Here is a 16,735-nt window from a genome sequence, read left to right on the forward strand (position 1 = left end):
ACAAAATTTGAACGTAATTAAATTTAGAACATGGTAAATCGCAGGAGATTTCAATGGCCAGTCGTGGTGTGAATAAAGTAATTTTGGTCGGTAACCTAGGAAAGGACCCAGAGGTTCGTTACATGCCAAATGGTAACGCCGTCGCTAACTTTACTGTGGCAACGAGTGAGTCTTGGAAAGACCAACAAGGTCAACAGCAAGAACGTACAGAGTGGCATAACATCGTTATGTACCGTCGTTTAGCTGAAGTAGCTGGTGAATACCTGAAAAAAGGTTCTAAAGTTTATTTAGAAGGTAAACTGCAAACTAGCAAGTGGCAGGATCAGACTACTGGTCAAGATCGCTACAAGACAGAAATTAACGCGATGGAAATGCAAATGCTGGATAGCCGTGGTCAAGGCGGTCAGCAAGGTGGCATGAACCAAGGTCAAGGTGGCTACGGTAATGCTCCTCAGCAAAGTGCACCTCAATCGCAAGGTGGTTACGGCCAGCAACAAGCGCAAGGTGGCTTCCAACAGCCAGCTCAGCAACAGCCAGCTCAGCAACAAGCTGCTCAAAAGCCTGCTTATACGCCTAAGCCACAAGCGCCAGCGCAACAACAAAGTGGTTTCCAGCAGCAGTCTGCTCCAGCACAGCGCCCAGCGCCAGCACAACAGCAGCAAGGTGGATTCCAACAACCTGCGCAACAGCAAGGTGGCTTCCAGCAGCAATCTGCGCCAGCCCAACGCCCAGCGCCAACGCCACAACCACAAAATACTACGCCTGATTTAGGTGGAGATTGGGATGACGATATCCCGTTCTAGAGATGACTGACTTTTTAAATTAAAATACAGTTTATGTAGGCCCCTTAGTATACAAATACTAAGGGGCCTTTTTTATTGAACAAACAACTTCATTTATTGTTTTTATTCACTTATAAAGACTTTGATATGTTGTTTGGGAAAAATTATTTATTGAAGCAAATAGCTTGATGGCTTGGGTTGATAAGTTAGGTTTCTGTGGTTGTGAGATTGTTGGTTAGTAATGCTAGAATGAGTATGCTCTCAAAATCCAGGTGTGGTTACTGCTTAAATTCTATGAATCTATCTCAACTCGATCTCAATCAACTGATTATTCTAAAACAGCTTTTAGAAGAAAAGCATATCAGTAATACGGCTTTATCTATGGGACTGAGCCAGCCATCTATTAGTCGCTCTTTGAGTAAATTACGTGAATTGTTTGATGATCCATTATTGACGCGTATGGCTGGAGGCTATGAGTTAACCCCTAAAGCAGAATCAATCCAGCAAGATTTAAACATTATCCTCAATAAGGTCGAAAATTTAGTTAACAAACAAAGTTTTGATCCTAAAACCAGTGAGGCGACCATTAAAATCTTTGGCTTACCACCGCAGATGAATCGAGTCATTGATGCAACTATTACTGATTTTCGTCAGCAAGCACCGAATATCACTTTAGAAATTGATACGTTACCCAAACCCCATTTTTCAGGCTTGTTGAAAGGTGATACTCATTTTGTGGTGACGGGTCATGAACCTTCATCTTCTGAAGGCTTGGTTTATCGAATGCCGCTGTTTAAGCGTGAATTTGAATTGGTGATGTCACAATCTCACCCTCTTGCTGATAAGCCATTAACCATTGAAGAGTTACGTCATTGTCATTTTGGACAAATTTCATTACAAGGTGAAAAAGATCTTTCGATAGCCCCTTGTTTTGAGGCGCTAGGTATCAAAGACATTTCTATTCCAGTTCGTTTGAAAGACTTTTTTAGTGTGGGTACAGTGATTGAGAATACCGACATTATGTTTCATTTACCCAGTCACTTTTCTGAAGAACTTTGTCATCGACATGCACTTGTTTCAAGAAAGTCTCCTGCTGAACTTAAAGCCGATCAAACCCAAGTGTATCTCTATTGGCACAAGCGTTATCACAACGACCCTGTAAGTAAGTGGTTTAGGGGGCTAGTTAAATCAAAGTATTCATAATGTAAATAGTCATTATGCAACCTAGCTATGTTTAATCCGTTGCGATGATTCTTATTAAGAGGCTTAATACGAATCATTCTCAATATTAAATAAAGTTTAAGTTAGGGTTATGAATACACCAAATATCGCATTCGTTCGATCTCCTATAGCCATAGTTATCACCAGTTTACTTGCCACACTTTCTTTTAGTGCAATCGCCGATGACGCGCACAATGCCACCATTTCAGAAGCGCCTGACAACGTCGACAAAATTCAGGTTTGGGGTACAACCATTACCAATAATTCGGCGCTTATCTCTGAAGATATTGAAAAAAAACAAGCAGATCATTTAAGTGATTTATTGCGCGATCAGGCAGGTATCGATATTGGTGGCTCTCACTCTATGGTGCAGGGTATTAATATTCGTGGTGTTGATGAGTTAGACCTTAACATTACCGTTGATGGTATTAGCCAGAACAACAATATGTTCCATCATTCAGGCAATTTACTCATTAATGCTGACATTTTAAAAGCGGTGGACATTAATGTTGGTACTAATTCTGTATTAACGGGTGGATTATCGGGTGGTGTGGCATTTGAAACCAAAGATGCCCAAGACTTGCTTGATCCAGAACAGGATTTTGGCCTGAGATTACACGCTAATTATGGCAGTAATGATTACGCGGGGGCATCAGCGACTTCGTATGCGCAACTGACCGATAATATTGATGCAATGGTGTATTTTACCTACACAGATAAAAACAACTTTGACGATGGTGATGGTAATGAAATTGCAGGCAATAACGGCACCATTACTAATGGCATCGTAAAACTAGGTTGGGATGTCGATGACTCTAGCCGCTTTGTGGTGTCTTATGATCAATATACTGATGAAGGTGACTATTACATCAAAACCAATTTCGGCAGTGGTTATAACGGCGACAATGACTTAGAAACTCAAGATATTGAATATACCCGTAGCAGTTTATCGCTTGCTTATGAGCTTGATTTAGGTGACACGATTAATTTACGTACCAGTATTTACCAGAATGAGCTGAGCTACATGCCCTCTAACACTGAAGGCAGATCAGAACATACCGGTTATTCGATATTGGCTGAATCCAAGTTGGAATTTGCCAATATGTCTCATACTTTACGCTACGGTGGTGAAGGTTATGAGCAAACCTCTCAATATCTCGAAGACGGTGTATCAAATAATGAAGAAACTGCTAATTCAAACGACTTCTACATCGAAGATGAAATCGGCATAACGGAAAAACTGTTCGTGACCCCTGGTGTTCGTTATAACCACTATAAAGTCGACATGTACTCGCCTGGCACTGATGACGGTCTAGAAAAAACCTGGACCGATTTCACCTTTGGCTTATCTGCTAAATACCTTATTAACGATCAATGGACCATTAGTGCTGGCTCTACAGAGCTATTTCAAGGCCCTGGCCTGAGAGAAACGTATACTGACTATGACACCATTTTTGACCAAGATTTAAAAGCGGAAACTGGGGTGAATAATACCGTAGGGCTATTATTCCTTGATCAAGATGTACTTGGTTTAGATCAGTTGGGTTTCTCAATCAATGTATTTAAGACTGAAATTAATGATTACATTGATAACTGGTCAGTGGGTAAGGGGCGACCTGTAGGCGAATACACCAACTTGGGCGACTACGATATTGAAGGCTTTGAATCGACTTTAAGTTTGCGTAAAGACGCGTTTAATGCCCGAGTGACTTACTCTAAATCAAATTCTGAAAACCAAGATACAGGCGAAGCGTTACGTTATGAAGTGGGTGATAGTGCTTCTGTCACATTAGGCTACGAACTCAGTGAATATGATATCAGCTTCAATTGGACCTCATTAGTGACCTTAAGTAATGATGTGCCATATGACGGCGTAATCATTGAAAAAGCAGGTTATGACGTACACAACCTGACTATGCAATGGCTACCAGCAGATGTTGAAGCGCTGACTGTTAACTTTGGCATTGAAAACATTTTTAACGAGCAGTATTACTCACATGCGTCTTACACCAGTGATACGGTCCAAGACTACGAGTCAGGCCGTAACTTCAAATTAAGCGCATCATATATTTTCTAGTGTAGAAAAAGCATATCAATTTAAGGCTTAGCCCAGGCTAAGCCTTTTGGGATTGCAGTGTAGTTAATCAATTAGTTAGCGATTTAGGTTATTTAATAATGTCGGATTGGAAACAAAACTTACAAAAAACACGTTATGTCATGGATGTGTTTTTTCTTATTGGCTTCATGATAGTGTCGGCGCCGCAAGCCACTGGCGTGCCGTTACACGAATGGTTCAGCGTGGTATTGATTGTACCTTTTGTCATTCATTTACTCTTACATTGGGATTGGGCTAAAGCCAGTTTTAAACGTTTATGCTCAAAAGTCACAATGAAAGAGCGCTTTAATATTGTATGGAGCTACCTCATTTATCTAATGATGCTATTAGTTTTTGTGAGTGGTTTTTTAGTCTCAGAGGCAATATTTCCTTTCCTAGATATTTCACTTGAAATACAAGCTTTTTGGTCAAAATTACACCATGATTCTGCCACCTTTATTATGCCGATGTTAGGGGTTCATTTAGCGCTGCATTGGAGCTGGATGGTAAAGTTCACTAAACGGATGATGACTAAGGAGAAAGCAGCATGAAATACGTAAATTACCGTTTAAAGCCAAGGCTTCTGATTGTGGTGGGTATTTCTTTGTTGGTTAGCCTATTGTTGATTTTGTTAGAGCTGACTCCGTGGGCTGAACAAATCAATCTTCAAGGGTACTCCCATGGGGATGGTGAAAAACGCGATATTCCAAGTTATATGCGTTATATACTGCCCTTTGTCAAAGAGCTGATTTTGATTGGTGTGCCTATGCTGCTAACTGTGTCAGTGATGAAGCTTTATGGTTTTCTAAAGCGCTTGATTAAACCAAAAATCATTAAAAGCTGATGGCTTAACTGCAATCAGGCTGAGCATAGTAAGTGATTTATATTCGTTAATCGCAGCAATCTCATCTTGTAGATACGCTATTTGACGGCGAAAATTAAAATTAATCCCTGTTATACAGGGATTTTTTTATTTTAAGCTAACAAGTTTTACACCTCTAGCGTGTTTACTCTCTTCACTTGGTATAAAATAGCAAAATCTAGCCAAATAAGTGGTGAGTTTAAGTTACAGGTAAAGAGTACTTAGGCCTAAGTTAATGAAAAAAATTCTGTTTATTAGATACGATAAAATTGGTGATTTTACGTTAAGCTGGCCAGCCTTGAGTTTGCTGAAAAAAGCCATGCCAGAGGCCAGCATTGAAGTGCTTGTTTCACCAGTAACTAAAGCTTTTGCATTAGCTTGTCCCTACGTAGATCATGTGATTATCGATGATGGTGATGATCAAGGGATCAGCGAGCGCATTAAAGAACGAGAATACGATGGTGCGATTGTGTCGTTGTCTGAATTTCGTGGTTATAAATTTTTAAAGCCAGCAAACATTCCATTTGTGTTAGCACCAAAACATAATTGGTATCAGTACCTTTATAAGCATCGAGCGGATCACCAATACAAAAAAGGTGAAGGTTGCTGGCGTGGTGCATGTATGTTGGTGGAGTCTTTTTTAGCGCAAAACGGTTACGATATTCCCGAAGTGACTAGACCTTTATGGAATGTGCAGCAACAAAAACCGAAATGGCAGCAATATTATCATCAGAAAAATGATGAGAAGTTAATTTTTGCTCACCCAGGCACAGGCGGATCCTCAGGTGGTGTACCTGTGGACAGCTTTGCTCGCATGCTGATTGATATTGATAAACAGACTAAACTGAATTGTCGCTTTGTTTTAACCTATAGCGGTGAAGAGGAACGTCTTGCACAGCAGATGCATGATTTACTCGTAGCGAGTAATATTAAAGTCGCAATGGCCAAGCCATTATCCAGTTTGGCTGAATTTGCCGAGTCTTTGGTTGCAGCGGATATGTTTATTGCAGGCTCTACTGGACCATTGCACCTTGCTGGGCTGCATAATGTCCCTACAGTTGGGTTTTATGCTGGTAGACGCTCAGCCCCAGAAGTACGTTGGCAGTCACTCTCGGCTGATGCACGTCGCTTAGCATTCACACCGCCAATCGGTAAGAAAACCGGCCGAAATATGGCGTTAGTTAATTTTGATAAAGCGGCGGCAGAGACTGCGCAGTTTTTAAATACATTTTATGCAGACGATATTAGCGAGTAAGCTCTCCTAAATTGGTTGCAAATGAGTTAAACACAATAACGGAATTATTCTTATGATAGTTGTAACAGGTGCTGCAGGTTTTATTGGTAGTAATTTAGTTAAGTCATTAAACGAATTAGGTCGTACAGATATTATCGCAGTAGATGATTTATCTGACGGCACACAGATGTTTAACTTAGCAGATTGCGAAATTGCTGACTATTTAGATAAAGATGCCTTTTTAGCCAGCATTAAAGCCGGCGAATTTGACGGTAAATTAGAAGTTATTTTCCATCAAGGAGCTTGTTCATCGACCACTGAGTGGGATGGCAAGTTTATGATGCAAAACAACTATGAATACTCAAAAGTATTACTGCATTATAGCCAAGCAAATGATGTGCAATTTATTTATGCATCATCAGCGTCTGTTTACGGCGGCAGTGACACCTTTGTTGAAAAGCGTGAAGTTGAAAAACCGCTAAACGTTTATGCTTACTCTAAGTTCTTGTTTGATCAATATGTCAGACAGCAAGACACCAATGCACAGGTTGCAGGTCTACGTTACTTTAACGTTTATGGTCCTAGAGAGCAGCATAAAGGCGGCATGGCGAGTGTTGCCTTCCACTTTAATAACCAAATCAAAGCGAATGGTGTCTGTCGCTTATTTGCCGGTGTTGATGGCTATGCAGATGGTCAGCAGTTACGTGATTTTGTGTTTGTTGAAGACGTGGTTAAAGTGAACTTATGGTTATGGCAAAACAAGTCAGTATCAGGGATCTTTAATTGTGGAACAGGCCAAGCTCAAAGCTTTAATGACGTTGCTAATGCTGTGGTTAACTATCATGGCAAAGGTGAAATTGAATACATTCCTTTCCCCGATAAATTGAAGGGCGCATACCAAAGTTATACCCAAGCTGATTTAACTCAGCTGCGCTCAGTAGGGTGCGATCATGTATTCAAAACGGTTGAGCAAGCGGTGCCTGAATATTTGGATTGGCTGAAAGACCAACACTTTATTGGTCAGTAATATTTGACTGAATATTAAGGCTGGTTCTTAATAAAAAATAAAGCCTTGAAGTCATTGCTTCAAGGCTTTTTTATGGCCAGTGTGAATGTAATAGTTAGCGCTAATCGCTAATCGCTAATCGCTAATCGCTAATCGCTAATCGCTCATCACTCATCATTAAGCATTAAGCATTAAGCGCTTGTGACCATGCCTTTTAATACGATGTCATCGTAAGTGACAAAACCAATGATATTGGCATGTTCCACTACGGGGGCTTTATTAATTTGAAATTGATCAAATAGCCTAGCGGTGTAACGAATATCCATTTCAGCATCCACTGACATTACTGGTTTTATCATAATTTCATAAACGTTAACTCGCTCAGGAGACTTATTAGTTGCGAGCACTTTTCTGGCAATATCACTTAAAAGTAACATGCCATATTCATCATGCTCATGACGTTTATTCACCACTAAAATCGATACCTTTTTCTCCACGGCGATAGCAATGGCTTCACTGATAGTCAGCATGCCGTCAATCATGGCATATTGATTCATTAATACATCACGGTTTTTAATCGGGGTCGACGGCTTCATATCTGATCCTTAATATCATTAGTGAGTTTCTCGACTTGGTGCGCCACGCCGACGGCGTCTTCAACATCAATTTGAATCGCGATACCTTGGCCTGGGTTGGTATTAAAACCGCCGACTTCACAGATTGTTTCTAAAATATGGCGACTCATATGCTCTTCAACTAACCACAAAATGACATCGCGCTGAACATCTAATCCCAAGCCCATGAAGGTTTTCTTTTTCTTAAGCCCTTCACCTCTAGCGTGGTTAATAACGGTAGCGCCAGTCGCGCCAGCTTCTCTTGCGGCATCAAGTATATTGTCAGTTGTGATGTCGTCGACAAACGCGATAATGAGCTTAAATCGCATGAATTACTCCTTAACGGATCGATTAGTTTCTATATCTGCTATAGAAGCTTGATTGGTTGTTGTTTGTTCTTCTACTGTGACGGTTTCAGTGGCATCGTCAGCCAATTTATCTCTGCGCTTATCGAGCCAAGCGACGATTTGTGCATAGCTCATGACAGCAATAATGGGAAATAAACTGGCAAAAGCGATGAGGCCAAAGCCATCAATTAATGGATTTCTGCCTTCTACATTGGAGGCTAACCCTAAGCCTAACGCAGCAACTAACGGGACAGTGACCGTTGATGTGGTCACACCGCCAGAATCATAGGCAAGAGGAATAATGGACTTAGGTGCAAAGAAAGTTTGGATCACCACCACCACATAACCCGCCATTATGTAGTAATGAATAGGATCGCCAACCACAATGCGAAAACAGCCGAGCGAAATACCAAATGCAACCCCAATAGCGACCGAAATGCGTAAACCTTGGGTGCTTATAGTGCCGCCGGAGACTTCATTGGCCTTAATCGCGACGGCAATTAAAGAGGGTTCAGCGATTGTGGTACTAAAACCTATGGCCGCAGCAAATACATAAACCCAAAAGTAGTCCTGCCACAAGTAAGGCCCAGCTGAACCGTCTGGGTGCAAGATACTCGGTGATGTGAGCTGATTAGCGAGGTTCTCGCCAATAGGAAACAGCGCTAACTCTAGGCCTACCAGGAAAAAACTCAAACCTAGGATGACATACACAAATCCCAGAACCACGGTTTTCCAATTGGCTATCGGTCGTTTAAGTACGCCCAATTGAAAACCAAATAAAATGGTCGCAATAGGGACAACATCACGCATGGTGAGCAATAAAGTGTCGAACAACTGACTAAGCCAGACCATTGATTTCCCCCATTGAGATACTTGTAGAATGAGTGAAAAAACCCTTATGATTCATATGTTTTTCAGTCATATTCATAGCACCATGCCGTACAGCAATACGAAAATGACCGGTGTAAGGCTGGCAAAGGCTATTAACCCAAAACCATCTAACATCGGATTACGACCTTTAATCACTGTGGCTAACCCAACACCTAACGCTGTGACTAATGGCACTGTAATGGTCGAGGTGGTTACTCCGCCAGAGTCATAAGCAATACCAATGATACTTTCTGGGGCGAAACTGGTGAGGATCATCACGATGACATAACCGCCAATGATCAAATAATGAATCGGCCAGCCTTTTACGATACGGATAACCCCGAGCAATATGGCCAGACCAACCGAGACTGCAACAGTTAGGCGCAGTCCCATGGCATAACTGTCCATAGCTTGTTCTGTGAAGGCTATAGCACCGCCTTCAGCAGCGACTTCAGCGGCTTCAGCGGCCACCGCCGTTAACGCGGGTTCAGCTAATGTGGTACCAAACCCCAAAGCAAATGAAAAAATAACCAACCAGAATGTACTGCCTTTGCGGGCAAGGGCATGGGCTAATGACTCACCAATAGGGAATAAGCCCATTTCTAAGCCGAAAACAAAAAAGGTTAAACCTAAGACGATAAAGACAACGCCGACGAGGATGGAAAAGAGGTTAGCAGGTGCTTGTTGAAGGATAAAAATCTCAAAAAAACTCACCACCAAAATGATGGGGACTAAATCTCGAAAACTGCCGAGCATAGATTGTAATAACTTTACTAATCCGCCCATTCCACCTCCTGTGAATATTAATACTTATATGACAATTGCTTAGCTTAAGTTTTTCTGTCGAAGTAAAACGGTCATCGCAGCAATTATTTACTTATTACACTATCCAGTGTGCCAACCTGATACAGTAAAACAACAAAAGATTAACAAAAGTTACGGTGTTTTTGAGCTAGATCAAATTGTGAAAATAAATGTGCGCTAGGCAAGAGTGAAGAAGGGATAGGAGATAAATAAATCAAAAAAAAGACCCGAAGGTCTTTTTTAAAATACACAATGTTAAGTCAAAAATAAGTCCCACTCTGAAGCAATGGCTTACATGATTACTTATCGAGTGACAGGTGCTGCCAAGCATCACCAGCACTTAACCTTAATGACTTCACTTGCTTTTCTCGTTCAACATTAATGTAGTTAAGCTGACTTGGCCAAAGCTCCTGTAAGCTTTCCATCTTGATGTAAAAACTACTCATCGTTTGATGGTTTATCTGAGTTTCTTGGTACACCCATAAATACTTACCTTCGACTTCAGTACCAACCAAATTAAGCTTGATAGTTTGCTGCTTATCATCGGCAATATGAAACTTGTCCTGCACATAATAAGCAAAAGCATCACGACTAACAGGCTCTTTGATTAAATCAGTATTACTATCAAATAGGCGCTTTGCCGCGTGCTCAGCATCGTGTAAATAAAACCGATGCTGCACTTCTAAATTACCTGTGCGTTCATTAAACAGCACATTGCTATAACTTTCTTTTTGCTGATGCGCCCAAGTGTTAGTGCTGAAGCTAAAAACGGCAACGAATAACAAGCTGATTGCGATAATTGCTCGTGACATTATTTTTTATACTCCTTGGCTTCAGGTTCTTTTATCTCGGTATTGATCTCATGCATGATGTCGCGTCGATGCTTACCTTTACGTTTCTCGCTTTTATAAGCTTCAATTCGCGACGGGATAATGCGACGTGGATAATGATTATTTTCAATATCTACATCAGCGGTTTCCCAGCTTGGATCGATTTCAACTGACACCAATTGCTGTGATTTTTCAGTGACAATCAGCTTGCTCACTGCATGAGGAGAGCGTCGCCAAATCTCTGCAGGCAATGTCAGCTTTTCAGTACTGCCATCATCATAGGTCATCTCAAGTAATATTGGCATCACCAGGCCGCCAAGATTTGAGAAGTTCATGACGTAATAGTTTTTATCTTCTTCTATTGCTCTAGCGAGTGCTTTACGTTCCCAGGGCTTTAACTTCGCAAGTGTTGACTGGTACTTGTTTCGCTCTTTATTGGTCACCGTAAAACGATCGTTTTTATCATGAAAATCGGCTAAGTCGCCATTTAAATCAACCCAAGGTTTCATCCCTGCTTGTTGATTATTTTCAACAAATAAAGATGTTGGTTTATCGGCATTTTCTTGGCGTAAACGGTCAAAATCAATATCAGGATCTTGGGTATCTAATCGCAATTGGTAAACTTTATCTATGCTGATATCAACATGATCTGTGGTGTAAAACCAGCCACGGAAAAACCAATCTAAATCAACACCTGATGCTTCTTCCATCGTACGGAAAAAGTCATAAGGGGTTGGACGTTTATTTTCCCAGCGGCGAGAGTATTCTTGGAAGGCGAAGTCAAAAAGCTCACGACCTAACACCACTTCACGTAAAATATTAAGCGCTGCAGCAGGCTTAGTATAGGCATTCGGACCGTACTTTAAGATGCTATCAGATTGGGTCATGATAGGCACTTGCACATTGGACTTCATGTATTCGATGATGTCGCTTGGCTCACGTCCCCAGGCTAAATCAGGATCCCACTCTTTACTGGCTACGCCATCTAAAAAGCTGTTTAAACCTTCATCCATCCAAGCCCATTGACGTTCATCTGAGTTCACAATCATTGGGAAGTAGTTATGACCCACTTCATGGATCACAACGCCAATGAGGAATTGTTTTTCAGATAAGGTATAGCTTCGAGTGCCGTCTTCATGCCAAATGGTGCGGGGACCATTAAAGCTAATCATCGGGTATTCCATGCCGCCAACTGGGCCATTGACGCTAATGGCCATTGGGTAAGGATAATCAAACGTAAAACGCGAGTAGACTTCCATGGTATGGATGACAGACTCAGTTGAGTATTTTTCCCATAACTCACCGCCTTCTTTAGGGTAAAACGACATTGCCATGACTTCAGGCATAGTGTCGCCACCTTGTTGATAGCCTTTGGCATCCCAAATGAACTTACGCGAAGATGCCCAGGCAAAGTCACGCACGTTTTCAGCTTTAAAATGCCAGGTTTTTTGGCCTGATTGGGTGCTTGATTCGTTCTTTAAGGCTTCATCGGCAGAGACAATGAATACTGGTCTCTTAGCATCTTTGGCATCTTCTAAACGGTTTCGCTGAGTTTTAGTCAGCACCTTTTTAGGATTTTGTAATACGCCAGTCGCAGTGACGATATGGTCAGTTGGCACTGTCATCTTGACGTCGTAATTACCAAATTCTAGGGTAAATTCACCACGGCCTAAAAATTCTTTATTATGCCAAGCTTCGTAATCTGAATAAGACGATACTCGCGGGAACCATTGAGCCAGCAAGAAAATATCATTACCGCCTTCACGTTTATCATCAGGGAAGTGTTCATAACCTGAACGTGCGCCTACGGCGTCTTCTTCTAAGATATTAAAGGCAAAATCAATATTCACTTTAGTGGTTTGATTTGGTTTCAGTGGCTTAGTTAAATCGACTCGCATTTGCGCGCCATTAATCACATATTTTAGCGCTTTGCCTTTAGCATCTGTGATGTTAGATAACTGGTAACCCAGCTCTACATCGTCCATAAACTGCTGACGGCGTAAAGTCGATAAATTAATTTTAGCTGGCGCTTTGTCTTGCGCTTTAGCTGAAGCACTGGCGTTATTACCTAGGCCTGAAAAACTACTACTGCGTTCGGCAACTGAGTCAGAACTGAAGCGGTTTTGCTCGAGCTGGATCCATAAATACTTGAGGGTATAAGGTGAGTTGTTGTGATAAGTAATGGCTTCGCTGCCCACAATACGGCGTTGAGTTTCATCCAGTTTCACATTGATTTTGTAATCAACCTGCTGCTGCCAGTAATCTTTACCTGGCTCGCCAGCGGCGTTACGGTAGTCATTTGGGGTAGGGTGACTTTCTTCTAATTGGCGAAACTTATCTTCAAAGTCGCCTTTGGTTTGTTCTATCGGCGAGGCATTTACCCAAGGTAAATACAATAGGCCTAATACTAGCGCGATAGCCTTAGGGTAAGATTTCATGCTGGCTCCGAAGTGGTCACTTGATACATATTATCAGTGCCACATGCTTATATTTTTAATAACGCGACAGGAAAAATAGCAGTGTACGATGGGGTTTATCGTGACATTTATCTTCAATGAAAGACTATTAATACATGGGTAATGTTGGGGCTTTGTAAAGCCAATGCGTGATTGTACACTCAGCCATAACAAATGTGTTAAAAGTACACATTTTGTAACTTATTTGGATGAGTCCTGCTAAATAGGTTGTTAATATCAGTGAAAGCTAAATAAAAAATGATAGTGATAAGATATCTATTTTTTACTAATGCTATATAAACATGAACTTAGATAGCCTGTTTTATTATGGGGTGATTAGATGACTGATATGGCGCGAGTGGCTTTATTTGTCATAAAGCCAAATGGAAAGTTAAAAGGTTGAATCGTCACTCATTTCAATGTTGTACTTGTCTAGAATCTGCTGGAACTCGCCTGTTTGCTTCAATTTTTTCAGCCCGTCAGCAAACATTTTAGCTGCTTTTGTATTACCTTGATTAAAGCCAACATAAAGCGGAATAGGTTCACCAAAGCTTCCTGCATAACGAATTTGATCATCAAGGTTTATTTTTTTTGCGGTTTGTTCAATCACAATCTTATTACCAATCATGACATGGAAGCGACCTTTGATGAGTCGTTTGAGATTCATGGTTAACGGCTGGTTACCTGAGGCAATATAAAAACGATTCGAATTTGCGATTTTGGCATTAAGTCGTTCGCCATAATCATAGCCGCGTATTATGCCTACCTGCACAGTATCTAAATCTTCAATTTGATTAAACTGCCACGCAAAGCTATTCGTCGTGTAAAAATCTTTACTGGCATAGCCAATAATCAGGTCATCAGTCAGTAAATCATATTGAGCGACATGATCAGGTGTCACAGCTAGAATTGCATCAACATTAGCTTGTTGGACTTCTTTTAAGGCGCGATTAAATGGCACTGCAATAAAGTGTACTGGTTGATCCATTTCAGCAAAGGCGCGTTGAGTCAGTTCAGTAACATAGCCTGTTCGAGCTTCGCAGACATAAGGGCACCAGATATCAGAGGCGATTAACAGAGGTTTGGCAGATAGCGAAGTTGAAAAAGAGCAACTGGCAAATAGCATAAGGCCTATGCAGTATTTGAGTATCTTGGCTAAATCTGTTTTTAGAGTCATTTTCACAATGATATCAATTCCGGTTGGTTTGACCGTTAGTAGCTATTAAATTGAATATCTTGAGTGTTTATTTCATATTTAGAGTATGACTCTAATCATGACATTAAGCGCTCAAGCCTGATTGATTCAATAGGTTAGCTATTTTGTTTTAACGCTAAACGCGTTAAATATAAGCTTAGATATAGTATCTTAAAACGACAGGGTTCCTGATGTTATTTATTCATTATTGCCTGTAAATGCGAGCTAACTGTCTTTAAATACGGCTAAGTGCCTTCAAATACCAGCTGATTAGACAAGTCATCATACTCAATGCTCGAAGGTGCCAGCTATTGCTAAGTATAGGTGGCTATTCACGAGTGTCATTGTCGAAAAGGATTAGATATGAAACATGTGAGCTTTAATAAACCAGGTAGTGCAGAGGTGATGTATTTTACCGATAGTCAACTGCCAGTATTAACCCAAGGGCAAGTGCTAATCAAAGTACATGCCGCTGGCGTTAATGGGCCAGATATCAAGCAACGTGAAGGTGCTTACCCTGCACCTAAAGGGGCAAGTGCTATCCTAGGTTTAGAAGTGGCAGGAGAAATTATTGAGCTAGCTGACGACGTGACGCAATGGAAAGTAGGCGACAAAGTCTGTGCGCTGGTGCCAGGTGGTGGTTACGCCGAACAGGTGATCACAGATGCCAGTCATTGTTTGCCGATCCCCAAAAATTACACTTATGAACAAGCGGCAGCTTTACCAGAAACTTGCTTTACCGTTTGGGGCAATATGGTGGTTAGGGCAGAATTAACGGCAGGCGAAAGTGTATTGATCCATGGTGGCTCTGGCGGTATCGGTACTACTGCGATTCAAATGGCGTCAGCATTAGGCGCAACGGTGTTTGCTACCTCAGGCTCAGATAAAAAGTGCCAATATTGTCTTGAACAAGGGGCGACTGTTGCGGTCAATTACCATCAGAAGGACTTTGTCGAACCTATTTTAGAAGCGACAAATGGAACAGGTGTGAATGTCGTATTTGATATTGCTGGTGGCGATTTTGTTAATCGCAACCTTAAAGTAGTCGCAATGGATGGCCGTATGGTATCGGTTGCAATGCAAAGGGGCATGAAAGCCGAAGTGGATATCTTTAGGCTCATGGCGAAACGTATTCGCTGGACAGGCTCTACGTTAAGGCCACAAAGCATTGAAGCCAAAGCCGAGATTGCACAAGGTCTTAAACAGCATGTTTGGCCAATGCTTGAAAGCGGAAAAATGCATATAAATCTAGATAAAGTTTTTGCTTTTAATGACGTGATTGCCGCACATCAATATATGGAGTCTGGCCAGCATCAAGGTAAAATTATTTTGAAACTGATTTAGCATCAGTAAGAACGCCCATTTAAGGGGCTGAAAACAGTTTGCTAAAATTAGCGACGAAGGAGCAAAAGCCAACTGTTTTTTTGTCCTTTTGAATGACTTGTTATACGGCAGTTTGCACTACAGTACATTGTTCTAAATTATTTATTAAACGATCTAAATCTGATTGGCTGATATATGAAGAGCCAAAACCAGAACTAAAAAATAAGAAACCTGTGATATAAGTTTTTACTTTAATACCATCATCAGTTTTGGAACCATAGAATTGTAGATTTATGTTAGACCAACCTGATTTTATTTTAATTTTACCTTTATAATTTTGATGTTTTAACTGTTTAAATTTATTTATGAGTTCAGTTAAACTTTCGTTTTGCAAAGGCATAAATTTTTCGATTTTATGTGAACCAGAACCCGCACAATAAACTTTATAGCCAAATAGTTTTTCACTATCGGATTCGTATGTGCCAAAAGTAAAAATAGCACTATCGATTTTTTGTCTAGATTGAATTTGTGAAAGGTTCAATTTACACCATGCTTCCTTTGCCGTATAACAGCTTATTGAACGGTTCGCCCGATAAAGTCGGCGGCTTAAGTTATTGATTAATATCATCCTACATTTTTTATCTGATTGATATAAATACTAATTTATTTTTTACAGCTTAAACTTAAACGGGCTTTCCTGGTAAAGGTGGCTGAAAAATAATGATTAATTTTTAAATTTATAACTATCAGGGTATTAGAGTTCGCTACCTTGTTTCATTGTCTAGCGATGTTTGGAGTAGCTCAAAGTCGTGGCGCTTCGCCCACACCAGACTAAAAGGGAGTGAACTGCTACTCCCTCTTAGAACACCCCGCAGCTCCGGCGAAATTTAAACAGCAAAATTTCCAACGGAGAATCATCCAGCGTTAACCATCTGTTGAAGTCTCCTTCGGTAAGCTGTAAAAATCACTAACGCTTCCGATGGGGCGTCCCTTCCCCTCGAAAGCTAGCCAGACATCCATGTCTGGACTCACGTAATTTTCTTGCTTACCTCAATTCAAATTGAACATTCAAAGAAGATCAAAAGCAGTTTTAAAC

At 40.9% G+C, this 16,735-nt stretch carries 16 protein-coding genes; 8 read left to right on the forward strand and 8 right to left on the reverse strand.

Annotation, left to right across the window (positions count from 1 at the left end; genetic code table 11):
* The first annotated feature begins 53 nt into the window (after positions 1–53).
* The 7 genes from L2737_RS13880 (at position 54) to rfaD (ending at position 7,221) form a co-directional block, all read left to right on the forward strand.
* Positions 54–803: a single-stranded DNA-binding protein gene (locus L2737_RS13880; RefSeq protein WP_102527479.1), complete on the forward strand. Its 750-nt coding sequence runs from the start codon at positions 54–56 to the stop codon at positions 801–803.
* 273 nt (positions 804–1,076) lie between these two features.
* On the forward strand, positions 1,077–1,985 hold the full coding sequence (locus L2737_RS13885; RefSeq protein ID WP_248956090.1) for a LysR family transcriptional regulator: 909 nt from the start codon (positions 1,077–1,079) through the stop codon (positions 1,983–1,985).
* A gap of 109 nt (positions 1,986–2,094) precedes the next feature.
* Positions 2,095–4,080 (forward strand): TonB-dependent receptor domain-containing protein, encoded by a 1,986-nt coding sequence (locus L2737_RS13890; protein WP_248956091.1) that lies wholly within the window; start codon positions 2,095–2,097, stop codon positions 4,078–4,080.
* A gap of 98 nt (positions 4,081–4,178) precedes the next feature.
* Positions 4,179–4,649: a cytochrome b/b6 domain-containing protein gene (locus L2737_RS13895; protein WP_248956092.1), complete on the forward strand. Its 471-nt coding sequence runs from the start codon at positions 4,179–4,181 to the stop codon at positions 4,647–4,649.
* A complete protein-coding gene (locus L2737_RS13900) occupies positions 4,646–4,942 on the forward strand; it encodes a hypothetical protein (RefSeq protein ID WP_248956093.1) in 297 nt (98 codons plus the stop codon). Before L2737_RS13895 ends, L2737_RS13900 begins: the two co-directional genes overlap by 4 nt.
* A 253-nt stretch (positions 4,943–5,195) precedes the next feature.
* Positions 5,196–6,215: a glycosyltransferase family 9 protein gene (locus L2737_RS13905; protein WP_248956094.1), complete on the forward strand. Its 1,020-nt coding sequence runs from the start codon at positions 5,196–5,198 to the stop codon at positions 6,213–6,215.
* A 52-nt stretch (positions 6,216–6,267) separates the two neighbouring features.
* Positions 6,268–7,221, forward strand: coding sequence for an ADP-glyceromanno-heptose 6-epimerase (gene rfaD / locus L2737_RS13910; protein WP_248956095.1), 954 nt, complete (start codon positions 6,268–6,270; stop codon positions 7,219–7,221).
* Positions 7,222–7,391: 170 nt separating this feature from the next.
* On the opposite strand, the gene L2737_RS13915 is transcribed toward rfaD, so the two are convergent.
* From L2737_RS13915 to L2737_RS13945, 7 genes are all read right to left on the reverse strand, one after another.
* Positions 7,392–7,796, reverse strand: coding sequence for a CBS domain-containing protein (locus L2737_RS13915; RefSeq protein ID WP_102527482.1), 405 nt, complete (start codon positions 7,794–7,796; stop codon positions 7,392–7,394).
* The gene (locus L2737_RS13920; RefSeq protein ID WP_102527483.1) at positions 7,793–8,143 is read right to left on the reverse strand and encodes a P-II family nitrogen regulator; all 351 of its coding nucleotides are present in this window, start codon (positions 8,141–8,143) and stop codon (positions 7,793–7,795) included. The genes L2737_RS13915 and L2737_RS13920 overlap by 4 nt, the downstream gene beginning before the upstream one ends.
* Positions 8,144–8,146: 3 nt before the next feature.
* The gene (locus L2737_RS13925) at positions 8,147–9,013 is read right to left on the reverse strand and encodes a DUF1538 domain-containing protein (protein ID WP_248956096.1); all 867 of its coding nucleotides are present in this window, start codon (positions 9,011–9,013) and stop codon (positions 8,147–8,149) included.
* Positions 9,014–9,085: 72 nt separating this feature from the next.
* Entirely contained in the window at positions 9,086–9,817 is a 732-nt protein-coding gene (locus L2737_RS13930; RefSeq protein WP_198589547.1) for a DUF1538 domain-containing protein, read from the reverse strand.
* Positions 9,818–10,134: 317 nt separating this feature from the next.
* The gene (locus L2737_RS13935) at positions 10,135–10,647 is read right to left on the reverse strand and encodes a DUF6702 family protein (RefSeq protein WP_229369834.1); all 513 of its coding nucleotides are present in this window, start codon (positions 10,645–10,647) and stop codon (positions 10,135–10,137) included.
* Entirely contained in the window at positions 10,647–13,103 is a 2,457-nt protein-coding gene (locus tag L2737_RS13940) for a M1 family metallopeptidase (RefSeq protein ID WP_248956097.1), read from the reverse strand. The genes L2737_RS13935 and L2737_RS13940 overlap by 1 nt, the downstream gene beginning before the upstream one ends.
* Positions 13,104–13,512: 409 nt before the next feature.
* Positions 13,513–14,298 carry a substrate-binding periplasmic protein gene (locus tag L2737_RS13945; RefSeq protein ID WP_248956201.1) on the reverse strand — a complete coding sequence of 262 codons (786 nt, stop codon included), beginning with the start codon at positions 14,296–14,298 and terminating at the stop codon, positions 13,513–13,515.
* Positions 14,299–14,679: 381 nt separating this feature from the next.
* Between L2737_RS13945 and L2737_RS13950 the strand changes: the two genes are divergently transcribed.
* A complete protein-coding gene (locus L2737_RS13950) occupies positions 14,680–15,660 on the forward strand; it encodes an NAD(P)H-quinone oxidoreductase (protein WP_248956098.1) in 981 nt (326 codons plus the stop codon).
* 100 nt (positions 15,661–15,760) lie between these two features.
* On the opposite strand, the gene L2737_RS13955 is transcribed toward L2737_RS13950, so the two are convergent.
* Entirely contained in the window at positions 15,761–16,180 is a 420-nt protein-coding gene (locus L2737_RS13955; protein ID WP_248956099.1) for a hypothetical protein, read from the reverse strand.
* Positions 16,181–16,735: the final 555 nt, after the last annotated feature.

This window comes from Shewanella electrodiphila (assembly GCF_023283985.1).
GTDB lineage: Bacteria > Pseudomonadota > Gammaproteobacteria > Enterobacterales > Shewanellaceae > Shewanella > Shewanella electrodiphila.